The sequence below is a fragment of the Pseudomonas sp. PS01297 genome (assembly GCF_029959305.1).
GTDB lineage: Bacteria > Pseudomonadota > Gammaproteobacteria > Pseudomonadales > Pseudomonadaceae > Aquipseudomonas > Aquipseudomonas helleri.
On sequence record NZ_JASCPQ010000035.1, the window covers coordinates 21,547 to 44,202 of the forward strand.

Here is a 22,656-nt window from a genome sequence, read left to right on the forward strand (position 1 = left end):
ACCAATGTCGTCATTTAAATCTAACTCCATCAGTTCAGACGCATTGACGCGCTTGGCTAAAGCGATCGCGGTGGTTGTGTCCGCCACTTTGGCGGGATGCCAGAGCTTCGATCATTCGACCCAAACGGTCGATCGGCCCACTCTCAAACTGACCAAACGCATTCCCCAAGAGCCGCTCTGGCTCAAGGAAAAGCCGGGGCCTGTTGCCCCCAAAGACGTCTGGGAACGCATGCGCCAAGGCTTCCAGCTACAAGAAGGCCTGGGCGTCAACCCGCGTATCGAACAACAGCGGTTATGGTTTGCCAGCAACCCGTCTTTTCTTGAAGGCGCCGGCGAACGCGGCAGCTTGTACATTCATTACATCGTCGAGCGCCTTGAAGAACGCAACATGCCACTCGAACTGGCTTTATTGCCTGTAATCGAAAGCTCTTACAACCCGATGGCGTACTCCCACGCCAATGCGGTGGGGCTTTGGCAGTTCATCCCGTCCACAGGCCGTTATTTCAATCTGCGCCAAACCCGCGCCTACGATGGCCGACGCGACATTACCGCCTCGACCCTCGCGGCCATGAACTACCTGACGCGCCTGCATGACATGTTCAACGGTGACTGGCTGCTGGCACTGGCCGCTTATAACGCAGGTGAAGGCACGGTCAGCCGGGCGATTGAACGCAACGAAAAACTCGGCTTGCCGACCGACTACTGGAACCTGCCTTTGCCGCAGGAAACCAAAGATTATGTGCCCAAGCTGCTGGCCCTGTCACAGGTGGTGCTGACCCCCGAAGCCTATGGCATCAACCTGAACCCGATTGCCAACGAACCGTACTTCGAGATGGTCGAGATAAAACAGTCCATGGACCTGTCCCGCGTGGCAGCCCTGGCCGAGATCGACGAAGACGAAATGTTTCAGTTGAACCCGGCTTACAAGCAACGCGCCACCACTGATGGCCCGCAACACTTGCTGGTGCCAACGTCCAAAGCCCAGTTGTTGACCGCCAGCCTGTCAAATCTCAAGCCTGAAGAGCTGGTGAGCCTGCGCCCCAAAAAGGCCGTTTTCGACACAGTCGCCAGCAACCCGCCGGCCCGGCCAACCCGTCAATACCGGGTTAAACGCGGTGACAACCTGACACTGATCGCCAAAGCCAATAAAGTTGATGTCAAAGACTTGCAGCGCTGGAACAAACTCAGCGGGCATAACCTGAAAGCGGGCCAGACGCTGGTCATGCAGGACACCCGCAGGCCTGCTGCTAAAAAAGCCACAACTTACACCGTTAAAAAAGGCGACTCGTTATACATTGTTGCCAAGCGTTTCAATGTTGAAATGCAGCACCTTAAGCGCTGGAATCCAAATTCAGCCAAGGCCCTCAAGCCCGGTCAAGTCCTGACGGTCTACAAGCCGCACTGATTCGGTTCGCACGTTCATGCGGGCAAGCATACTCCTACTAAATTGCAGGAAGTTGCTTGCCCGCAGTGCTTTCTGGCGTGGCCTTTTTCCTACAGATACAAGCTGTTACTGTACGGAAACCTTCAGCCCAATGCCCGGATCGAATACCTGACTTAATGCGTCCCCTTCTGTTAGTTCTTATCAATCTGGCCTTGAGCTTTCCGGCGAGTGCGACCCTGAGTGAAAGCCACGGTTATGCACAGTTCGGTACTCTCAAATACCCGGCAACGTTTACTCATTTCGATTGGGTAAATCCCGACGCGCCTAAAGGCGGGACGTTACGGGTCATGGCATTTGGCACGTTTGACACGCTCAACCCTTATTCCTTCAAGGGCACCAGCCCGGTTTCGACTGCAAACTTCTTGCAATACGGGGTCAACGAACTCAACGAGACATTAATGGCCGGTACTGGCCAATATGCCCCTTCCGGTGACGAACCTACGTCCAGTTATGGCTTGATTGCACAATCAGTCGAATACAACGAAGACCGCAGTTGGGTGGTGTTTAACCTGCGACCCGAAGCGCGTTTTCATGACGGCAAACCTATCACTGCTTACGACGTAGCGTTTTCTTACAACTTGCTGCTAAAAGAAGGCCATCCTCAATACCGGACCAACCTTCAAGAAGTTCAGCGCGTCGACATCTTGGGGCCCAAGCGCATCCGTTTTGTGTTTAAACGTGCGGGCAATCCGTTATTGATTCTGCGGCTGGGTGAATTGCCGGTTTTGCCACAGCATTACTGGGCGAAACGGGACTTTAAAGCGACAACGTTCGAGCCACCGCTGGGCAGCGGGCCTTATCGCATCACCAAGGTGACACCAGGCCGGCAGTTGGTGTTTGAACATGTCAAAAACTGGTGGGGCGCCAACCTGCCGGTCAATCGCGGTAAATACAATTTCGACCGGGTCGAAGTGGAGTTTTACCGTGACAGCAACGTTGCCTTCGAAGCGTTCAAGGCGGGCGAATTCGACATTTATATCGAACACCAGGCCAAGAACTGGGCCAATGCCTACCGGTTTCCGGCTGTACGCCGTGGCGATGTGATCAAGGCTGAAATCACCCATCAGATCCCGACCCAGACACAAGGCCTGTTTATGAACAGCCGCCGCAGCACTTTCGCGCAAGCTAATGTTCGCGAAGCGCTGGGGCAAATGTTCGACTTCGAATGGACCAACCGCGCCTTATTCAATGGCTCATATCAACGGGCCGAAAGCTACTACCCCAACAGCGAGTTCTCGGCCAGCGGCATCCCCCAAGGCCATGAATGGCTGATGCTCTCTCCTTGGCGCAGCCAACTGCCCCCCGAGCTGTTCAGCCAGGCCTTCAGCCTGCCGAAAACCGATGGCCGCGGCATCCCCCGCGAAACCATGCGCCGCGCCCTGGACTTGTTGGCCCAAGGTGGCTGGAAACTGTCCGGGCAACGCTTGCTCAATAGCGAAGGCAAACCGCTGACGTTCGAGATATTGCTGGTCAATCCGAACCTCGAACGCATTTTGCAACCTTATGTCGAGAACCTCGCCAGCATCGGTATCGAAGCGCGGCTGCGCACTGTCGACCGCGCGCAATACAAACAGCGGCTGGACCAATTCGATTTCGACATGATCCTGATGACCCTCGATCAGACCTTGAGCCCCGGGCTTGAACAGTGGCAGTACTTTCACTCCAGCCAGGCCAACGTCAAGGGCAGCAAGAACTATGCAGGGGTTGCCAGCCCGGTCGTCGATCAATTGCTGGAAAAACTCCTGGCCGCACAGAACCGCGAAGAACAACTGGCTGCTGGCCGGGCGCTGGATCGCGTTTTACTCTGGCAGCACTACATGATTCCCAACTGGTATCTGAATTATCACCGCCTGGCGTACCGCAACCGGTTCGCCTTTGTGACGACGCCGCCTTACACACTGGGCCTTAGCGCATGGTGGCTCAAGCCTACGGAGAAAACCCGATGATGCCTTTGCGTACCTGGCTAAAACCGCTGGCCGGCCTGTTGCTGGCCAGTGCGACCTGTGCGGCATTGGCCGCTCCACAACATGCATTGACGCTTTACGATGAGCCGCCGAAATACCCGGCTGACTTCAAGCATGTCGATTACGTGAACCCGGATGCCCCCAAGGGCGGCACCTTTCGCAAATCAACCACCGGCAGCTTTGACAGCCTCAACCCGTTTATCAACAAGGGCGTACCGGCCGAAGGGATTGAAATGACCTTCGACACCTTGACCCGCCAGACGCTGGACGAACCGTTTACCTCCTACGGTTTAATCGCGCAAAAGATGGAAAAGGCGCCGGATAACAGCTGGGTACGTTTTTACCTGCGCCCCGAAGCCAAGTTCAACGATGGCCACCCGATCCGCGCCGAAGACGTGGTGTTTACCTTCGACACCCTGATGAAAAACGGCTCGCCGCTGTACAAGGGCTATTACAGCGATGTCGACCAGGCCATTGCCGAGAACCCGTTGCAGGTGAAGTTCACCTTCAAGCACAACAAAAACCGCGAACTGCCGCTGATTCTGGGGCAACTGCCCGTACTGCCCAAGCATTGGTGGGAAACCCGAGATTTCGGTAAAGGCAACCTTGAAATCCCTGTCGGCAGCGGCCCCTACACCATCACGGATATCAAACCCGGGCGTTCCATCCGCTACGAGCGCAACAAGGATTACTGGGGAAAAGACCTGCCGATCAACAAGGGCCTGTACAACTTCGACGCGATTACCGTGGACTACTTCCGCGACAACAGCGTGGCATTCGAAGCCCTCAAGGCCGGGCAGTTTGATTACTGGTTCGAGATCAGCGCCAAGAACTGGGCGAGTGCCTACAACGCGCCAGCCTTCACCCAGGGCCGCTTGAAAAAAGAAGAAATTCGTAACCATAACCCGACCGGCATGCAAGGCTTTATCTTCAACCTGCGCAAACCCATGTTTCAGGATGTACGGGTGCGCGAGGCACTGAGCCTGTTGTTTGACTTCGAATGGGCCAACAAGCAATTGTTCAGCGGCGCCTATTCACGCACTGGCAGTTATTTTGAGAACTCGGAAATGGCCGCCAAGGAGCTTCCGAGCGCAGAAGAGCTGGCTATTTTAGAACCCTTGCGCGGCCAGATACCGGACAAGGTCTTCACCGAGATCTTCAAACCCAACGTCACCGACGCCAGCGGCATGATTCGCGACCAACAGCGCCGCGCCTATCAACTGCTGCAAGACGCTGGCTGGCGTATCGTCGATGACAAGATGGTCGACGCCCAAGGCAAGCCGGTAAAAATTGAGTTCTTGCTGGCGCAATCGGAATTCGAGCGCATTCTGCTGCCTTACAAACGCAACCTCAGCGACTTGGGTATCGACCTGCAAATTCGTCGGGTCGACACCTCGCAATACCTCAATCGCCTGCGTTCACGGGACTTCGACATGATTGTCGGCAGCTTCCCGCAGTCCAACTCGCCGGGCAGTGAGCAGCGTGAATACTGGGAATCGCAGAGCTACGACAAACCCGGCAGCCGTAATTTTATTGGCCTTAAAGATCCGGCCATCGATCAACTGACCGAAGACCTGATCCATTCCGATTCCCGGCAAAGCCTGATCAACCACGCCCGGGCGCTGGACCGCGTGTTGCAATGGGGCTACTACGTCATCCCCAACTGGCACATCAAAACCTGGCGCGTCGCGTACTCGCATAACATTGGCCACCCGGCGGTGACCCCGCTGTACGACATCGGCACCGAGACGTGGTGGGCAAAACCTGATTCAGCGCCCGTCACCCCTACCAAACCCACAAGCGAAAGCCTGGAGCCGTAAATGCTGGCGTATATATTCAGGCGACTGCTGCTAATTATTCCGACGCTGTTCGGCATTCTGCTGATTAACTTCGTCATTATTCAGGCCGCCCCCGGCGGCCCGGTTGACCAGATGATCGCCAAGCTTGAAGGCTTCGACGGAGCAACCAGCCGTATCGCCGGAGGCGGTTCGGAAGTCTCGGTGGCTGGCTCCAGCTACCGGGGCGCGCAAGGCCTGGACCCGGCGCTGATTGAAGAAATCGAGAAGATGTACGGTTTCGACAAGTCAGCGCCTGAACGCCTGTGGATCATGATCAAGAACTACGCCCATCTGGATTTCGGTGAGAGTTTTTTCCGGGATGCCAAGGTCATCGACCTGATCAAAGAAAAAATGCCGGTGTCCATTTCGCTGGGGTTGTGGAGCACGCTGATCATGTACCTGGTCTCGATCCCGCTGGGCATCGCCAAGGCCACGCGACATGGCAGCCACTTTGACGTCTGGACCAGCTCGGCAATCATTGTCGGTTACGCGATTCCGGCCTTTTTGTTTGCCATCCTGCTGATCGTGGTGTTCGCCGGGGGCAGTTATCTGGACTGGTTCCCGTTGCGCGGGCTGACCTCCAACAACTTCGACGAGCTCAGTTTGGGCGGCAAGATCCTCGACTATTTCTGGCACTTGGCGCTGCCCATCACCGCGCTGGTCATCGGCAACTTTGCCACCATGACCTTGCTGACCAAAAACAGCTTTCTGGATGAGATCAACAAACAATACGTGGTCACGGCCAAGGCCAAGGGCTTGACCAATCACCGCGTGCTCTACGGGCACGTGTTTCGCAACGCCATGCTGCTGGTGATTGCCGGCTTCCCGTCGGCCTTTATCGGCATCTTCTTTACCGGCTCATTGCTGGTTGAAGTGATCTTCTCGCTGGACGGCCTCGGGCTGATGAGCTTCGAAGCCGCGATCAATCGCGATTACCCGGTGGTGTTTGGCACCCTGTTTATCTTCACGCTGGTCGGGCTGGTGGTGAAACTGATCGGCGATCTCTCATACACCCTGGTTGATCCGCGCATCGACTTTGAAAGCCGGGAGCATTGAGATGAAACTGTCCCCTCTCAATCGACGACGTTTCGAACGTTTCAAAGCCAACAAGCGTGGCTGGTGGTCTCTGTGGCTGTTTATCGTGCTGTTTGGGCTGAGCCTGGGCGCTGAACTGATCGCCAACGACAAACCACTGGTGGTTCACTACGACGGCGAATGGTATTTCCCGGCACTCAAGCGCTACCCGGAAACCGACTTCGGCGGTGAATTCCCGCTCGAGGCCAACTACAAAAGCCCATACATCCGCGAACTTTTAGCCAAGAAAGACGCCCTGGTGGTGTGGCCACCGATCCCCTACAGCTATCAGAGCATTAACTACGACCTGAAAGTGCCCGCCCCCGCTCCGCCGTCTCTGGAAAACTGGCTGGGCACCGACGACCAGGGGCGCGATGTGCTGGCACGGGTGATCTATGGCTTCAGGATTTCAGTGCTGTTCGCCCTGACGTTGACCATTTTGAGCTCGATCATCGGCGTTATCGCAGGTGCGCTTCAGGGCTTCTATGGCGGTTGGGTCGATCTGGCAGGCCAGCGGTTTCTGGAGATCTGGTCCGGGCTACCGGTGCTGTACCTGCTGATAATTCTGGCCAGTTTTGTTCAGCCCAACTTCTGGTGGCTGCTGGGGATCATGCTGCTGTTCTCATGGATGAGCCTGGTGGATGTCGTGCGCGCCGAATTTTTGCGCGGTCGCAACCTGGAATATGTTCGAGCGGCTCGCGCACTCGGCATGCAGGACATGGCCATCATGTACCGGCACATCCTGCCCAACGCCATGGTTTCGACCATGACCTTTATGCCGTTTATTTTGACCGGCGCCATTGGCACGCTCACCGCGCTGGACTTCCTGGGCTTTGGCTTGCCGCCGGGGGCGCCGTCGTTGGGCGAACTGGTCGCGCAGGGCAAATCCAACCTGCAAGCGCCGTGGCTGGGCATCAGCGCCTTTGCGGTGCTGGCCATCATGCTGAGCCTGCTGGTGTTTATCGGCGAGTCCGCTCGCGATGCCTTCGATCCGAGGAAATAAGATGACGCAGGACATTCTGATCGAAGTGCGTGATCTCGCCGTTGAGTTTGTCACCGGCGAGCAATCACACCGTGTTGTGCAAGGCATCAATTTCGATATCAAACGCGGCGAAACCCTGGCACTGGTTGGCGAAAGCGGCTCCGGCAAATCGGTGACCGCGCACTCCATTCTGCGGCTGCTGCCCTACCCCATGGCGCGCCATCCACACGGCAGCATTGAGTATGCCGGGCAAGACCTGCTGCATCTGGATGAGAAAAAGCTGCGGCATATTCGCGGCAACCGCATTGCCATGATTTTTCAGGAGCCCATGACCTCGCTGAACCCGCTGCACAGCATTGAAAAACAAATCAATGAAGTGCTGGGCATTCACAAAGGCCTGACCGGCAAAGAGGCCACCCTGCGCACGCTGGAGCTGCTTGAGCTGGTGGGCATCCCTGAGCCGCACAAACGCCTTAAAGCGCTACCGCACGAGCTATCAGGTGGCCAGCGCCAGCGTGTCATGATCGCCATGGCCTTGGCCAATGAACCCGAACTGTTGATTGCCGACGAACCCACCACCGCACTGGACGTCACCGTTCAGCTGAAAATCCTCGAATTGCTCAAGGAATTGCAGGCGCGTCTGGGCATGTCGCTGTTACTGATCAGTCACGATTTGAACCTGGTTCGACGAATTGCGCACAGAGTATGTGTCATGCAGCGCGGTTGCATCGTCGAACAAGCATCGTGTGAGCAATTGTTTCGTTCACCACAGCATCCGTACACCCGGGAACTGCTCAGCGCAGAGCCCAGCGGAGGCCCGGCTGGCACGCTTGCCGGGGCGCCGTTGCTGGAAGTCGAGGACCTCAAAGTGTGGTTCCCGATCAAAAAAGGCTTGTTACGCAAAACCGTGGATTACGTCAAAGCGGTCGACGGGATTAACTTCAGCCTGCCTCAAGGGCAGACCCTGGGGATTGTGGGAGAAAGCGGATCAGGAAAATCGACGCTGGGCCTGGCGATTTTGCGCCTGATTGGCAGCGAAGGATTGATCCGTTTTGAAGGCAAACGGTTAGACTGCATGTCACGCCAGGAAGTAAGACCCCTGCGCAGAGAAATGCAGGTGGTATTTCAGGACCCGTTTGGCAGTCTCAGCCCACGCATGAGCGTCAGCGAGATCGTCGGTGAAGGTTTGCGCATTCACCGTATGGGCACACCTGAAGAGCAGGAAAAGGCAATTATTGAAGCCTTGCGAGAAGTAGGTCTGGATCCGGAAACCCGGCACCGCTACCCTCACGAGTTTTCTGGCGGGCAACGGCAACGAATCGCCATTGCCCGGGCACTGGTATTAAAACCGGCGTTGATTCTGCTGGACGAGCCAACCTCCGCGTTGGACCGCACAGTACAACGCCAGGTAGTCGAGTTGTTACGCTCGCTGCAAACCAAGTACAACCTGACATATTTGTTTATCAGCCATGACCTGGCGGTAGTCAAAGCGCTGAGCCACCAACTGATGGTGGTCAAGCATGGCCAAGTGGTCGAACAGGGTGATGCGCAAAGTATCTTTGCCTCACCGCAACATCCATATACACAACAGCTGCTGGAAGCCGCCTTTTTGGCACCAGTGGCTGTCGATTAACCTGATAGAGGAACAACACATGGGTTTTCTCGCCGGTAAGCGCGTCCTGATCGTCGGTGTCGCCAGCAAATTGTCCATCGCTTCTGGCATTGCTGCCGCCATGCACCGTGAAGGCGCTGAACTTGCCTTCACTTATCAGAACGAAAAGCTTAAAGGCCGCGTTGAAGAGTTCGCCGCAGGCTGGGGCTCTGGCCCGGAACTGTGCTTCCCTTGCGACGTTGCCAGCGATGAAGAAATCGCCAAGGTTTTCGAAGACCTGAGCAAGAAGTGGGACGGCCTGGACTGCATCGTCCACTCCGTAGGTTTCGCCCCTGGCGACCAACTGGACGGCGACTTCACCGACGCCACCACCCGTGAAGGCTTCCGCATCGCTCACGACATCAGCGCCTACAGCTTCGTGGCCCTGGCCAAAGCCGGTCGCCCACTGATGAAAGGCCGCAATGGCAGCCTGCTGACCCTGTCCTACCTGGGTGCCGAGCGCACCATGCCTAACTACAACGTGATGGGCATGGCCAAAGCCAGCCTGGAAGCCGGTGTACGTTACCTGGCAGGCAGCCTGGGCCCAGAAGGCACTCGCGTTAACTGCGTGTCAGCCGGTCCGATCCGCACCCTGGCCGCTTCGGGCATCAAGAACTTCCGCAAAATGCTGGCAGCCAACGAAGCTCAAACCCCGCTGCGCCGTAACGTAACCATCGAAGAAGTCGGCAACGCCGGTGCCTTCCTGTGTTCCGACCTGGCCTCGGGCATCAGCGGCGAAATCATGTACGTAGACGGCGGCTTCAACACCACCGCTATGGGCAGCCTCGAAGAGTAATTGCTTCGGCGCAACCGCCAATAAAAACGCCCGGTGCAGAGTCTGCACCGGGCGTTTTTTATTTGGGCTCACAGCCCGCGTCAGCTATCAGCCTCACCAGGCGCATGCTGCGCGGTAAATAGCCGCACGACGCTGGTCATGTTCTCTGCACCTAGCCCTTGTGCCATTGCCTGCAGAAACACCCCATGTGCCGCAGCGATGGTCGGTGCATCCCTGGAAATACCGGCTTCACTCAATACGTACCCGAAGTCTTTCTCGATGAGCTCTACGGGAAACTGCGGGGCGAAGTTCTCTGCCAGCATCGTACTGGCAAGGTAAGTGGCAACCGGCGCCCAGACAGAAGTGCCTGCCATCGCCGCCAACACTTGCGAAGCATCGGCGCCACTGCGCTTAAGCATGCCGATGATCTCAGCCAAACCGGTCACCTGTATGCCTAACAAGGCATTGGTTGCGAGCTTAGTGAGCGCCCCATGCCCCAATGCACCGGTATGGTGGATACCAGAACCCAACGCAGCCAGCACAGGACGACAACGCTCAAGCACCTGTACGTCCCCGCCGATCAAGTAGGTCAACTGCCCTGTATCGGCCTGCAACCGGGATCCGGAGACCGGCGCCTCCAGCAGCGATACCCGTTGATGCTGCATCTGCGCACCCAGCATCTGTATCCAGCCCGACGTCAGGGTTGAACTCTCGATTGCGACAGTGTCGGGTGACATACCCGCGAGCGCCCCACACTCCGGATCCAGCCATACGAAACGCGACACTTCATCGTCACGCAGCATGGCGATTACAAACTCAGCGCCTTGGCTGGCGTCCCTTGGCGACGCTGCCAGGGTGGCGCCCAAGTCAACCAACGGTTGCGCAGCCCGGCCCGTGCGGTTCCAGACCGTGACCTTATGCCCGGCGGTGATCAGTCGAGCTGCCATCCGCGACCCCATCGCCCCCAGGCCCAGTACTGTAATGTTGCTCATGCTTTAACAACCTGCTTGATAAGTGTGTAGAGAAAACAAATAGCATCAAGACCTGCGGGCTTTGCGCTCGCGGCTGACAAACAGCACCGCAAGCCCGGCCAACGCGAAAGCTGCCGATACAAACGGTATGGGCAACGGGCCGGCCAGATTGATCAACAGCCCCCCAACCAGAGAGCCCAACCCGATAGCGGCATTGAATACAGAGACGTTGATAGAGGTGGCCGCGTCTGCACCGCCTTCGATTTTGGATGCCTCTTTAAACACCAAGGTCTGCAGCAAGACGGGAAGTGCACCGTAGGCCGCGCCCCAGGCCGCAAGCGTGACAATGACCGCGGTGTGGCTAAGCGCAGCGGTATTCAGGCTTGCCAGGCTCACGCCAAGCAGCACCGTCACTACTCCCAGACTGGCCCGTGGCGCTCGTGCAGCAAAAGGCCCGATGGCAAAGTTGGTGACCACGCCAGCAGCGCCGTAAACCAGCAGGAGCAAGCTGATCTGCGCGGCACTCTGCCTGGCAACCTGCTCGAGGTACGGTGCAATGTAGGTGTAAGCCAGAAAGTTACCGGTCACGACGAAGGCGGTGATCCCAAAAATCGCCAGCAGAGAGCGACTCTTGAGCACAGACGACATGGCCCCGCGTTTGGCCGTTCGAGAAATACGCACAGCCGGGACAGACCAGACAATCAGCATGAACACGATCAGGCTCAGGACAGAGAGTGCCGCGAATACCGCGCGCCACCCATAGAGATCGCCCAACATGGACCCCGCAGGAACGCCGAGTACGGCGGCCAGCGAAACGCCGCCGAACACGATAGACGTCGCACGCACCGCATTGCGGGCAGCAACCAGGTGCACGGCGGTGACAACCGCGGTCGACCAGAACACACCAATGGCAGCGGCAACCAGAATTCGGCCGATGAACACAACGAAATAACCCGAGGTCAGAAAGGTAATCAGATTACCGATGCAACATACGGCCAGAAGGCCAGACATCAGGGTTTTACGGTTGATGTGCCCCAACAGGCTGGTAAGAGGTGCGGCAGTGAGGGCCACCATGAAAGCAAAGATCGTGACCAGGTAGCCTGCAACGCCCAGCGAGACGTGCAGCCCTTGGGCCAGTGCCGGTAGAACACCGACCGGCATGAGTTCTGTGCTGACAAAAGAAAAGCAACCCAGGCTTAAAGCGAGCACAGCGCTTGCACTTCGCCCTTTAGAGACCTTCATCCCGTGGTGTTGCGACGCTGAAGGATCAGGGCTTGAATCTGTAACTATCGATTGCATCATTTCATCCCGAATGAATGGCGATGGGAAAGGCCAACACACCCGATGAATGTGGTGTGCTGAGCGAGAGCCAGTGTGGGATTTACTTCGCAGAAGTGCGATAGCATGAGAGTCACAATATCCATGCCCCGGAGTCATTAATGCGAGCGTTCAGCCCCCAACTGCTTGAAGGCGTGGATGTCATGGCCGCAGTGGTCGACACACGAAGTTTTGGCGGCGCAGCCCACATGCTGGACATGTCCCAGTCCGGTGTCAGCAGAGCCGTCGCCCGACTGGAAACCCGATTGGGGATCCGGATTTTCGAGCGCACCACACGATCAGTCAGGCTGACCGAAGAAGGCCGTCATTTTTACGAGCAGGTGATGCCTTTGATCGGCGCTCTGGCCGAGGTCACCAGCAGTGCCGCCGGTGACGCACAAATGGTCCAGGGCCGCCTGCGCATTAATGTCGACCCGCTATTCGCACGCTTCATCCTTGGGCCGCGACTGGGGCCTTTTCTGGACAGCTATCCGGACTTGGAACTGGACATGCGCAGCAAGGAGGATCTGGGAGATCTGGTGGCAGATGGTTTTGATCTGGCACTGCGCTTTGGGCACCCTCTCCCATCGTCGCTTGTCGCCCGAAAACTGTTCGACACTCGGGTTTTGGCCATGGCATCCCCGGCCTACTTAGAGCGTTTTGGGCATCCGACAGATCCACGTGAACTGGAGAACACGCCTCACCGCTGCATTCTTTTCCGGGAGCCTGTGACGGGAAAACCGTTTGCCTGGGAGTTTCACCAACAGCGTAAACAATTGACCGTGAAGCCCCAGGGGCAACTCACGGTCAATGACCCAGGAACGGTCTACAGCGCCTGCCTGGCAGGCCTGGGCATTGCCCAGCTATTCGAACTGGGGATCGAGCAATACACCTCATCAAATCAGTTGGTGCAATTGTTCCCCGAATGGTCGGACCAGCGATTCCCGCTCTACGCCTACTACCCGTCGCGCCATCACGTCCCGGCCAAGACTCGCGCCCTGCTCAGCTTTGTGATGGACCTGATCAAATAAAGGTTTTTGTCAGCGTTTGGACCGCAAAAAAAATGGCCGCTCAGTGAGCGGCCATTTTTAGTGAAGCGAAGCTGAGAGCTTAGTAGCGCTCAACCTTGGCTTCGTTTTCCAACTGCTTGCGGTAGGCAGCAAAGTCTTGCTGACCCGAACGCGACGCCAGGAAGCGACGGTAAGAAGCTTTCTCTTCGTCGGTTGGCTTCGCATCATCGTTTACGCCATTGAGGCGTAGCACGACCACGGTGCCATCAGCCAGGCTAACAGTGCTAAAGGTCGGCTTGTCCTTGGCTGCCGGCTTAGGCATGCGGAAGACCGCTTGCAGCACGACAGGATCAATACCGTCCTGACCACGGGTGACGGCTTCATCAACTTTCCACGACTGGCCGGCAACCGGCTGGTTCAACGCCAGCTTGCCATCGCGCAGATCTTTGATGGTGCCTTCAGCCTTGGCTTTAGCAGCGCCAGCCGCCTGCTCTTTGACCAGGTGTGCATGAATGCTCGAGGCAACGGCTTCCAGAGGCAGTTGCTCTGGCTTACGGTGCTCTTTGACACGCAGAACCACAACGGTCTCAGGGTCAAGCTCAAGTGCGGTGCTGTTCGCGCCTTCATCCATCACTTCGGTGCTGAATGCGGCTTGAACCACAGCGCGGTTGGCAGCGATGCCTTCGCCACCCTCACGACCAAACGGTGCCGAGGTGTGAACGGTCAGGTTCAGCTCTTGCGCCGGTTGGGCCAGATCGGATGCTTCGAAAGCCGAGTCTTCCAACTGCTTGGTTGCATCGACGAAGCGGCGCTCAACCTGCTGGGTTTTAAGATCACGGGTCAGTTTGTCTTTCAAGCTGGCAAAGCTCGGCACTTCTGGTGCCTCAACGCCCAACAGCTTTATCAAGTGGTAACCAAAACTGGTACGCACCGGCTCCGATACCTGATCTTTTTTCAACGCATAGACAGCCGTCTCAAAGGTTGGGTCGTAGACACCCGGGCCTGCAAAGCCAAGGTCACCGCCGTTGGCAGCCGAACCTGGGTCTTGGGAGAACTCTTTGGCCAGTGCTTCGAAGCTTTCGCCTTTTGCCAAGCGCTGTTGAATGTCTTCAATTTTGGCTTTGGCTTGCGCGTCGCTGACCTTGTCGTTGACTTCAATCAGGATGTGCGCAGCGCGGCGCTGTTCAGCCAGGTTGGCGATTTCTTTCTGATAAAGGGCTTGCAGCTCCTCATCTTTGACTGCCACCTGGTCGAAGAAGGCGGACTTCTTCAATTCGATGTAATCAATCACCACCTGATCAGGGGTCATGAACTCTTTGGCGTGCTCGTCGTAGTAAGCCTTAACCTCGTCATCGCTGACCTTCACCGCAGCTGGATCAGCCTTGATGTTCAGGGTGGCGAAATCACGGGTTTGCTTCTCAAGACGGGCAAACGCGTTCACTTCTTCGTCGGTCACGAAACCACTGCCTGCCAAACCGGCACGCAACTGACCAATCAGCATTTCCTGACCTAGCATTTCGCGAAATTGCAGTCGGCCGTAACCCAGTTGACGAATCACCTGGTCGAAACGTTCAGGGCTGAACTGGCCATTGTCCTGGAACTCTGGTGTTTGCAGGATTACCTGGTCCAAAGCCGCTTCCGAGAAGGAGAACTTGGCCTGGTTGGCGCCTTGCAGCAACAGCTTGCGGTCAATCAACCCTTTGAGGGCTGCATCGTGCAGCATTTTTTCGTCCAGCAATGCAGGGTCGAAATCCTTGCCCAGTTGTTGCATCAACTGACGACGTTGCATGTCGACAGCTTGGCTGAGTTCAACCTGAGTGATTTCTTCACCGTTTACTTTGGCCGCATCCTTGCTGTGAGAGGTGGCTTGAAAAATCGCATCGAAACCGGTCAACGCCATCAACGCGACGATGACACCGATGATGGTCTTGGCAATCCAGCCTTGTGAATTGTCCCTGATATTTTGCAGCATGCTTCCCCCAGAAACGGTCTTGCACAATGAGCAACCGTGGAGCGTGGGTAGAGTCCGGATAGAAGAAAGGCGCATCCGAGGATGCGCCTTCTCGTAACTGGCGGAGCGGACCGGGCTCGAACCCGCGACCCTCGGCGTAACACGTCAACATAACCATCGACGGTACTACCGCTCCGCTGCCAAGCCTGGCGTGCGCCTGACCCGGTTGGGTAAAAAGTGTTACAGAAACTTAGTTAACCGCTTCTTTCAGCGCTTTACCGGCTTTGAAGCCTGGTTTTTTAGCGGCAGGAATTTCCAGCGTTTTACCAGTCTGTGGGTTACGACCTGTGCGAGCAGGGCGATCGGTCACAGAGAAAGTACCGAAACCAACCAGTACCACAGAGTCGCCGGCCTTAAGAGCGCCAGTGACGGATTCGATTACTGCGTCCAGCGCACGGCCAGCTGCAGCTTTCGGGATATCAGCAGATGCAGCGATAGCATCAATCAGTTCCGACTTGTTCACTCTAAGTCCCCTTATATCTGTCTGAGTATGTTTCTAAAGTTTTTTGGTAAAGCTAAACGTTTGCCTGAGTATTACGGACACTTATAGAGCCGCTTTATAACAAGGGCTCTATACAGCGTCAAGAAAGCCCCTCAGGCAAATTCGTATTAATGCGTGCTAATTCTTTCCTTAGAGTCAGACTCGCGCTTCTCATCCTTGGCAACAATCTCAGGAGCCACATCTGGCAAGGGCTCCGGGGCGTATTGCAGCGCAATTTGCAGGACCTCGTCAATCCATTTAACCGGTTTAATCTGAAGATCCTGCTTGATGTTGTCAGGAATTTCCTTCAGATCACGGACATTCTCTTCAGGAATAATGACCGTTTTGATTCCACCGCGATGGGCTGCCAGGAGTTTTTCTTTAAGACCGCCGATGGCCAGTACCTGACCACGCAGAGTAATTTCACCGGTCATTGCAACATCAGCTCGCACAGGAATCAGCGTAAGCGCCGACACCAATGCAGTGCACATTCCTACACCTGCGCTAGGGCCATCTTTAGGCGTAGCGCCTTCGGGCATGTGTATGTGGATGTCGCGTTTCTCGTGGAAATCCAATGGGATACCGAGGCTCTTGGCGCGGCTGCGAACCACCGTCAACGCTGCGGTAATGGACTCAACCATCACATCACCCAGCGAACCGGTCTTGATCAACTGGCCTTTGCCAGGCACGACAGCCGACTCAATGGTGAGCAATTCGCCACCCACTTGCGTCCAGGCCAGGCCCGTCACTTGACCGATTTGATCTTCCTGTTCTGCCAAGCCATAGCTGAATTTTCTTACACCGAGGAAGTGCTCCAACAGCTCCGGCGTCACGGTGACGGCAAAGCGTTTTTCCAGCGCATGTTCCTTCACGGCCTTGCGGCAGATCTTCGCAATTTGACGCTCAAGGCCCCGCACACCGGCTTCACGGGTGTAATAACGGATGATGTCGCGGATGGCCGCGTTATCGAAAGCCAGCTCGCCTTTCTTCAAACCATTCGCTTCAATTTGTTTCGGAGCGAGGTATTTGACCGCGATGTTGATCTTTTCGTCTTCGGTGTAGCCCGGCAGACGAATCACTTCCATCCGGTCCAGCAAGGCTGGCGGGATGTTCATGGAGTTCGAGGTGCACAGGAACATGACGTCGGACAGGTCGTAATCAACCTCAAGGTAATGGTCGTTGAAGTTGTGGTTTTGCTCCGGGTCCAGCACCTCAAGCAGGGCCGACGCCGGGTCGCCACGCATGTCACTGCCCATTTTGTCGATTTCATCGAGCAGGAACAGCGGGTTGCGCACCCCAACCTTGGTCATTTTTTGAATCAATCGGCCCGGCATGGAACCGATGTAAGTCCGGCGGTGACCACGGATTTCAGCTTCATCACGCACGCCACCCAAGGCCATACGTACAAACTTGCGGTTTGTCGCGTGGGCAATGGACTCTGCCAGCGAGGTTTTACCCACGCCAGGCGGCCCTACCAGGCACAGCACAGGACCGCGAATTTTCTTCACGCGCTTTTGCACGGCGAGGTATTCGAGGATCCGCTCTTTGACTTCTTCCAGGCCGTAGTGGTCGGCATCCAGAATGTCTTCAGCGCGTTTGAGATCCAGACGCACCTTGCTTTGAGCCTTCCAAGGCACCTGCACCAGCCAGTCGATGTAAGAGCGCACGACGGTCGCTTCTGCCGACATTGGCGACATTTGCTTGAGCTTGTTCAGCTCAGCCTGGGCCTTGGTCATCGCATCTTTGGGCAAGCCCGCTTCATCAATGCGTTTTTTCAGCTCTTCGATTTCATTGTGACCTTCGTCACCGTCACCCAGCTCTTTCTGAATGGCTTTCATTTGCTCATTCAGGTAGTACTCGCGCTGGCTGCGCTCCATCTGCTTTTTGACACGGCCACGAATGCGCTTTTCAACTTGCAGCAAGTCGATCTCGGCATCCAGCAACGCCAGCACATGCTCAACCCGGTCTTGCAGGTTGATGATTTCGAGGATTTCCTGCTTTTGCTCGATTTTGAGGGCCATGTGGGCAGACATGGTGTCTACCAGACGGCTCGGCTCATCAATGCTGTTGAGCGAAGACAGCACCTCAGCCGGGACTTTTTTACCCAGTTGTACGTACTGTTCGAATTGCGAGAGCAAGCTGCGTACGAAGACTTCGGACTCACGCTCTGCTACGGCCACTTCGTCAATCAGCGAGACTTCGGCACTGAGGTAGCCATCTGCCTGGCCGAAGTGCTCCACAGCGCCACGCTGCTCGCCCTCAACCAGTACTTTAACGGTACCGTCCGGCAGCTTGAGCAGTTGCAGGACAGTTGCAATCGTACCTACACGATAGAGCGCGTCTTCGCCCGGATCATCGTCTGCAGGATTTTTCTGAGCCAACAGCAGAATCTGCTTGTCGCCCGTCATCGCAGCCTCAAGGGCCTCGATTGATTTCTCACGTCCCACGAACAGTGGGATAACCATGTGCGGATAAACAACAACATCGCGCAATGGCAGGAGAGGCAATTCGATGGTTGTCTTCATGATTTCGCCTCTACGGCGGCCATAAGGCCGTAATCAGGTGGAAGTAAGCTTGAAGCCAAGATGGGGGCTGTCTCGAAAAAAAACAAGCACTGAGCGACAGGAAAAACAAAGGGGCCCGAAGGCCCCTTCTTTAACACGCAATATGTCATACGCAGCAATACATTTACGCGTCAGGTGCAGCCTTGGCAGCCACTTCGTTGCTTTCGTAAATAAACAACGGTTGGGACTTACCTTCTATAACGCTTTCGTCGATCACCACTTTACTCACCTCAGACTGCGAGGGGATTTCATACATGGTATCGAGCAGTACGCTTTCGAGAATCGAACGCAGACCACGAGCACCGGTCTTGCGCTCAAGGGCGCGCTTGGCCACTGCTTTCAGTGCGTCTGCACGGAACTCAAGGTCAACGCCTTCCATCTCGAACAGCTTGCCGTATTGCTTGGTCAGCGCGTTCTTGGGCTCAGTCAGAATCTGGATCAGTGCTGCTTCATCCAGTTCGTCCAGAGTAGCCAGAACAGGTAAACGGCCGACAAATTCCGGGATCAGACCGAACTTGACCAGATCGTCAGGTTCGACTTCACGCAGCGATTCGCCAACTTTCTTGCCCTCTTCCTTGCTGCGAACTTCGGCACTGAAGCCGATGCCGCCGCGAGTCGAGCGCGCCTGCACAACCTTTTCAAGGCCCGAGAATGCGCCGCCGCAGATAAACAGAATGTTGCGGGTATCAACCTGCAAGAACTCTTGCTGCGGGTGCTTGCGACCACCTTGAGGCGGTACGGAAGCCACGGTGCCTTCGATCAGTTTCAGCAACGCTTGCTGCACACCTTCGCCGGAAACATCACGGGTAATCGAAGGGTTGTCAGATTTGCGCGAAATCTTGTCGATTTCATCAATGTAGACGATACCCATTTGGGCTTTTTCTACGTCGTAATCGCATTTCTGCAGCAACTTCTGAATGATGTTCTCAACATCTTCACCTACATAACCGGCTTCGGTCAGGGTGGTGGCATCAGCGATGGTGAAAGGTACGTTCAGCAGACGAGCCAAGGTTTCGGCCAGCAGGGTTTTACCCGAGCCGGTAGGTCCGATCAGCAGGATGTTGCTCTTGCCGAGTTCGACGTCGTCGTTCTTTTTGTCACGCTGGTTCAGGCGCTTGTAGTGGTTGTAAACCGCTACAGCCAAAACCTTTTTGGCACGTTCCTGACCAATCACGTATTGATCAAGGATGCCGCTGATTTCTTTTGGCGAAGGTAATTTATGCGCGCTGCTTTCGGCTTGGGCTTCCTGCACCTCCTCACGGATGATGTCGTTGCACAAGTCGACGCATTCGTCGCAGATAAACACCGAGGGGCCGGCAATCAATTTGCGCACTTCATGCTGGCTTTTGCCACAGAAGGAGCAATAGAGCAATTTGCCGTTGTCCTCGCCGTTGCGGGTGTCAGTCATTCGATCGATCCAAATCCGATAGGCTTGCAACACAAGATGAAGGCAACTGCGGGCTTTTTCAAGCCCGCAGGTGGTCGGTTAATCCAACCACCTACATTTGGGCTGCTTAAGCGGGCATTTGACGCTTGCTGAACACAGAGTCGATCAAACCGTATTCGGCTGCACGCTCAGCGCTCATGAAATTGTCACGCTCTGTGTCACGCTCGATGGTTTCCAGCGACTGACCGGTGTGATGGGCCAGCAACGAGTTCAAGCGATGACGGATGTTGAGGATTTCTTTGGCATGGATGTCGATATCCGACGCCTGGCCCTGGAAACCGCCCAGTGGCTGGTGAATCATCATGCGCGAGTTAGGCAGGCAGTGACGCTTGCCCGGTGCGCCACCAGCCAGCAGGAAAGCACCCATGCTGCAGGCCTGACCAATGCAGATAGTCGACACGTCTGGCTTGATGAACTGCATGGTGTCGTAGATCGACATGCCTGCAGTCACCGAGCCGCCTGGGGAGTTGATGTACAGATGGATGTCCTTGTCCGGGTTTTCGGCTTCAAGGAAAAGCAACTGCGCAGCTACCAGGTTGGCCATGTAGTCTTCGACAGGGCCTACCAGGAAGATGATCCGCTCCTTCAGAAGGCGCGAATAGATGTCGTAGGCGCGTTCGCCACGAGCAGATTGCTCAACAACCATCGGGACCAGGCCGCCTGCGGCCTGAATGTCAGAGTTCTGCTGAATATAAGAATTGCGGGACATGTCCGGCAGTCACTCCCAAAAAGTCTTGTCTGGAATACGCATAAGCCAGCTCGAGGCTGGCTTATGGTTGTGTTTTCTAACGAATCACAAATCAGTCGGCTTGTGGAGCTTCCACCGGCTTGACAGCTTCTTCGTAAGAGACCGCTTTATCGGTCACCTTAGCCTTCTGCAGAACAGTATCCACAACTTGTTCTTCCAGCACAACAGAACGAACCTCGTTCAATTGCTGATCATTTTTGTAGTACCACGCTACAACCTGCTCTGGCTCCTGGTAAGCGGAAGCCATTTCCTGAATCATGTCGCGAACACGATCTTCGTCAGGCTTCAGATCGAACTGCTTAACCACTTCAGCAACGATCAGACCCAGTACAACGCGGCGCTTGGCTTGTTCTTCGAACAGCTCAGCAGGCAGTTGGTCAGGCTTGATGTTGCCACCGAATTGCTGAACAGCCTGCACGCGCAGACGATCAACTTCGTTGGACAGCAGTGCTTTTGGCACTTCAATCGGGTTGGCAGCCAGCAGGCCGTCCATTACCTGATTTTTAACTTTGGATTTGATCGCCTGACGCAGCTCACGCTCCATGTTCTTGCGAACTTCGGTGCGGAAACCTTCGATACCGGTTTCTTTGATACCGAATTGAGCGAAGAATTCTTCGTTCAGTTCTGGCAGCTTAGGCTCAGAAACAGTGTTCACGGTCACGGTGAACTCAGCAGTTTTGCCTGCCAGGTCCAGGTTCTGGTAGTCCTCTGGGAAAGTCAGGGTCAGAACGCGTTCTTCGCCTGCTTTAGCGCCAACCAGACCTTCTTCAAAGCCAGGGATCATACGGCCCGAACCCAGAACCAGCTGAGTACCCTTGGCGGAACCGCCAGCGAATACTTCGCCATCAACCTTGCCAACGAAATCGATGTTCAGTTGGTCTTCGTTCTGAGCAGCACGCTCAGTTACTTCAAAGCGGGTGTTCTGCTTGCGCAGCACGTCCAGCATTTTGTCCAGGTCAGCTTCAGCCACTTCGGCGCTCAGGCGCTCGACGGCGATGGTGTCCAGACCCGTCACTTCGAATTCAGGGAACACTTCGAATGTCGCGATGTATTCCAGATCTTTGCCTTTCTCGAAGACTTTAGGCTCAACCGACGGTGCGCCAGCCGGGTTCAGCTTCTGCTCAACCACTGCTTCGTAGAAGGAAGCCTGGATCACGTTGCCCAGAGCTTCTTGACGCGCATCAGCTTCGTAGCGCTGACGGATCACGCTCATTGGCACTTTGCCTGGACGGAAGCCCGGGATTTTGGCCTTTTGGGCAGTCTGTTGCAGACGCTTGTTGACTTCAGCCTCAATACGCTCAGCTGGCACGCCAATGGTCATGCGACGCTCAAGAGCGGAAGTATTTTCAACAGAAACTTGCATGGATATTCCTCGTTGCACAGACATTAGCCGGCCGTTTCCGACCCCATAATCAAGGGCATGCATTCTAGTGGGTCAAACTCAAGAAGTCACCCTACCCAAATCGCACATAGAAACGACCGGTACATTATTAAGCACAAGCAATGATTTGCTTAACCCGCTCAAAATACACAAACCTTTACACACGACCCAGTTCAGAGCCTTCTATATAGAAGCAGAGAACACACATGCGCCTGACAAACGCCACCCAACACCGCGTGTACCCACCCCTGAACCGCTTAAACTTTTTAAACCAAAAAAAAGCGCATGCCTTTTCAGGTTCTGCGCTTTTTAGTGTCTGACGAGCAAAATGCCTGCCCGGATGCAGCCAATAGACTTAAGCATCAAGGCCTTATGACGACACGGTCTTAACACGCGAGGTCGAACTGCAGCCGCTTTTTTAAACGTCAAAAACAAAAACGCCAGATGGTTAATCTGGCGTTTTTTTAAATATGGGGTGGACGAAGGGGATCGAACCCTCGACAACGGGAGTCACAATCCCGTGCTCTACCAACTGAGCTACGCCCACCATATTGCATGTTGCACCTGACTCAACAAGCCTTGCTTGATCAGTCAAGCCAGCAATGTATCAATAGGCCACCCGTTGAACCGGTGAACTGAAGACTCATTACCTGTGCGCCAAGTTGCTGATACAGCCCCTGTTGCACAATAAAAAAGCCGCCACAGGCGGCTTTCTCAATGGTTTCGCACAGCGATACATTGCGAAACCTAATTTGGTGCGGACGGAGAGACTCGAACTCTCACACCTTGCGGCGCTGGAACCTAAATCCAGTGTGTCTACCAATTCCACCACATCCGCATTTCAAACTTTTGAAGCAAAGACGCCAGATTATTAATCTGGCGTCCTTCTAAATATGGGGTGGACGAAGGGGATCGAACCCTCGACAACGGGAGTCACAATCCCGTGCTCTACCAACTGAGCTACGCCCACCATATTGCCTTTGCTGCCTTACTTGTGC

16 protein-coding genes and 3 tRNA genes are annotated in these 22,656 nt (G+C 55.5%); 8 read left to right on the plus strand and 11 right to left on the minus strand.

The window, feature by feature from the left end; translation table 11 throughout:
* Positions 1 to 4 precede the first annotated feature (4 nt).
* The 7 genes from QMX84_RS12560 to fabI all read left to right on the plus strand — a co-directional run bounded on the left by QMX84_RS12560 (position 5) and on the right by fabI (position 9,749).
* Positions 5 to 1,405 (plus strand): LysM peptidoglycan-binding domain-containing protein, encoded by a 1,401-nt coding sequence (locus QMX84_RS12560; protein ID WP_048373055.1) that lies wholly within the window; start codon positions 5 to 7, stop codon positions 1,403 to 1,405.
* A gap of 155 nt (positions 1,406 to 1,560) precedes the next feature.
* Positions 1,561 to 3,390 carry an extracellular solute-binding protein gene (locus QMX84_RS12565; RefSeq protein ID WP_282363930.1) on the plus strand — a complete coding sequence of 610 codons (1,830 nt, stop codon included), beginning with the start codon at positions 1,561 to 1,563 and terminating at the stop codon, positions 3,388 to 3,390.
* Entirely contained in the window at positions 3,387 to 5,228 is a 1,842-nt protein-coding gene (locus QMX84_RS12570) for an extracellular solute-binding protein (RefSeq protein ID WP_282363931.1), read from the plus strand. Before QMX84_RS12565 ends, QMX84_RS12570 begins: the two co-directional genes overlap by 4 nt.
* A complete protein-coding gene (locus QMX84_RS12575) occupies positions 5,229 to 6,302 on the plus strand; it encodes a microcin C ABC transporter permease YejB (RefSeq protein ID WP_262126587.1) in 1,074 nt (357 codons plus the stop codon).
* 1 nt (position 6,303) lies between these two features.
* The gene (locus QMX84_RS12580) at positions 6,304 to 7,323 is read left to right on the plus strand and encodes an ABC transporter permease (protein WP_048373045.1); all 1,020 of its coding nucleotides are present in this window, start codon (positions 6,304 to 6,306) and stop codon (positions 7,321 to 7,323) included.
* 1 nt (position 7,324) lies between these two features.
* Positions 7,325 to 8,935, plus strand: a complete 1,611-nt coding sequence (locus QMX84_RS12585) for an ABC transporter ATP-binding protein (RefSeq protein WP_048373042.1) — start codon at positions 7,325 to 7,327, stop codon at positions 8,933 to 8,935.
* A gap of 19 nt (positions 8,936 to 8,954) precedes the next feature.
* Positions 8,955 to 9,749 carry an enoyl-ACP reductase FabI gene (gene fabI / locus QMX84_RS12590; RefSeq protein WP_153333571.1) on the plus strand — a complete coding sequence of 265 codons (795 nt, stop codon included), beginning with the start codon at positions 8,955 to 8,957 and terminating at the stop codon, positions 9,747 to 9,749.
* Between the two features lie 80 nt (positions 9,750 to 9,829).
* On the opposite strand, the gene QMX84_RS12595 is transcribed toward fabI, so the two are convergent.
* Positions 9,830 to 10,720, minus strand: coding sequence for an NAD(P)-dependent oxidoreductase (locus tag QMX84_RS12595; RefSeq protein ID WP_262126586.1), 891 nt, complete (start codon positions 10,718 to 10,720; stop codon positions 9,830 to 9,832).
* A 45-nt stretch (positions 10,721 to 10,765) separates the two neighbouring features.
* Complete coding sequence (locus QMX84_RS12600; RefSeq protein ID WP_348775196.1) at positions 10,766 to 12,136, minus strand: MFS transporter; 1,371 nt, start codon at positions 12,134 to 12,136, stop codon at positions 10,766 to 10,768.
* A gap of 2 nt (positions 12,137 to 12,138) precedes the next feature.
* On the opposite strand from QMX84_RS12600, the gene QMX84_RS12605 reads away from it, so the two are divergent.
* On the plus strand, positions 12,139 to 13,047 hold the full coding sequence (locus QMX84_RS12605) for a LysR family transcriptional regulator (protein ID WP_262126585.1): 909 nt from the start codon (positions 12,139 to 12,141) through the stop codon (positions 13,045 to 13,047).
* 79 nt (positions 13,048 to 13,126) lie between these two features.
* Here QMX84_RS12605 and QMX84_RS12610 read toward each other — a convergent pair whose 3' ends face one another.
* The 9 genes from QMX84_RS12610 to QMX84_RS12650 all read right to left on the minus strand — a co-directional run bounded on the left by QMX84_RS12610 (position 13,127) and on the right by QMX84_RS12650 (position 22,628).
* Complete coding sequence (locus tag QMX84_RS12610; protein WP_282363932.1) at positions 13,127 to 14,998, minus strand: SurA N-terminal domain-containing protein; 1,872 nt, start codon at positions 14,996 to 14,998, stop codon at positions 13,127 to 13,129.
* A 229-nt stretch (positions 14,999 to 15,227) separates the two neighbouring features.
* Complete coding sequence (locus QMX84_RS12615) at positions 15,228 to 15,500, minus strand: HU family DNA-binding protein (RefSeq protein WP_003183171.1); 273 nt, start codon at positions 15,498 to 15,500, stop codon at positions 15,228 to 15,230.
* Between the two features lie 146 nt (positions 15,501 to 15,646).
* Positions 15,647 to 18,043 carry an endopeptidase La gene (gene lon, locus QMX84_RS12620; RefSeq protein ID WP_048373033.1) on the minus strand — a complete coding sequence of 799 codons (2,397 nt, stop codon included), beginning with the start codon at positions 18,041 to 18,043 and terminating at the stop codon, positions 15,647 to 15,649.
* A gap of 163 nt (positions 18,044 to 18,206) precedes the next feature.
* On the minus strand, positions 18,207 to 19,490 hold the full coding sequence (clpX, locus tag QMX84_RS12625) for an ATP-dependent Clp protease ATP-binding subunit ClpX (protein WP_048373032.1): 1,284 nt from the start codon (positions 19,488 to 19,490) through the stop codon (positions 18,207 to 18,209).
* Between the two features lie 106 nt (positions 19,491 to 19,596).
* The gene (gene clpP / locus QMX84_RS12630) at positions 19,597 to 20,238 is read right to left on the minus strand and encodes an ATP-dependent Clp endopeptidase proteolytic subunit ClpP (RefSeq protein WP_048373031.1); all 642 of its coding nucleotides are present in this window, start codon (positions 20,236 to 20,238) and stop codon (positions 19,597 to 19,599) included.
* A 91-nt stretch (positions 20,239 to 20,329) separates the two neighbouring features.
* Complete coding sequence (gene tig / locus QMX84_RS12635; protein ID WP_048373030.1) at positions 20,330 to 21,640, minus strand: trigger factor; 1,311 nt, start codon at positions 21,638 to 21,640, stop codon at positions 20,330 to 20,332.
* Between the two features lie 489 nt (positions 21,641 to 22,129).
* Positions 22,130 to 22,205, minus strand: a tRNA-His gene (locus QMX84_RS12640).
* Positions 22,206 to 22,411: 206 nt separating this feature from the next.
* Positions 22,412 to 22,496: transfer RNA gene (locus tag QMX84_RS12645), tRNA-Leu, on the minus strand.
* Positions 22,497 to 22,552: 56 nt separating this feature from the next.
* Positions 22,553 to 22,628, minus strand: a tRNA-His gene (locus QMX84_RS12650).
* Between the last annotated feature and the right edge of the window lie 28 nt (positions 22,629 to 22,656).

What these genes read in the sequence shown, in the direction of transcription:
- clpX (WP_048373032.1), bottom strand. Translation starts at nt 19,490, where the DNA reads ATGACTGACACCCGCAACGGCGAGGACAACGGCAAATTGCTCTATTGC.
- QMX84_RS12600 (WP_348775196.1), bottom strand. Translation starts at nt 12,136, where the DNA reads ATGACTCCGGGGCATGGATATTGTGACTCTCATGCTATCGCACTTCTG.
- fabI (WP_153333571.1), top strand. Translation starts at nt 8,955, where the DNA reads ATGGGTTTTCTCGCCGGTAAGCGCGTCCTGATCGTCGGTGTCGCCAGC.
- QMX84_RS12605 (WP_262126585.1), top strand. Translation starts at nt 12,139, where the DNA reads ATGCGAGCGTTCAGCCCCCAACTGCTTGAAGGCGTGGATGTCATGGCC.
- QMX84_RS12595 (WP_262126586.1), bottom strand. Translation starts at nt 10,720, where the DNA reads ATGAGCAACATTACAGTACTGGGCCTGGGGGCGATGGGGTCGCGGATG.
- tig (WP_048373030.1), bottom strand. Translation starts at nt 21,640, where the DNA reads ATGCAAGTTTCTGTTGAAAATACTTCCGCTCTTGAGCGTCGCATGACC.
- QMX84_RS12580 (WP_048373045.1), top strand. Translation starts at nt 6,304, where the DNA reads ATGAAACTGTCCCCTCTCAATCGACGACGTTTCGAACGTTTCAAAGCC.
- lon (WP_048373033.1), bottom strand. Translation starts at nt 18,043, where the DNA reads ATGAAGACAACCATCGAATTGCCTCTCCTGCCATTGCGCGATGTTGTT.
- QMX84_RS12610 (WP_282363932.1), bottom strand. Translation starts at nt 14,998, where the DNA reads ATGCTGCAAAATATCAGGGACAATTCACAAGGCTGGATTGCCAAGACC.
- QMX84_RS12560 (WP_048373055.1), top strand. Translation starts at nt 5, where the DNA reads ATGTCGTCATTTAAATCTAACTCCATCAGTTCAGACGCATTGACGCGC.
- QMX84_RS12575 (WP_262126587.1), top strand. Translation starts at nt 5,229, where the DNA reads ATGCTGGCGTATATATTCAGGCGACTGCTGCTAATTATTCCGACGCTG.
- QMX84_RS12585 (WP_048373042.1), top strand. Translation starts at nt 7,325, where the DNA reads ATGACGCAGGACATTCTGATCGAAGTGCGTGATCTCGCCGTTGAGTTT.
- QMX84_RS12565 (WP_282363930.1), top strand. Translation starts at nt 1,561, where the DNA reads ATGCGTCCCCTTCTGTTAGTTCTTATCAATCTGGCCTTGAGCTTTCCG.
- QMX84_RS12570 (WP_282363931.1), top strand. Translation starts at nt 3,387, where the DNA reads ATGATGCCTTTGCGTACCTGGCTAAAACCGCTGGCCGGCCTGTTGCTG.
- clpP (WP_048373031.1), bottom strand. Translation starts at nt 20,238, where the DNA reads ATGTCCCGCAATTCTTATATTCAGCAGAACTCTGACATTCAGGCCGCA.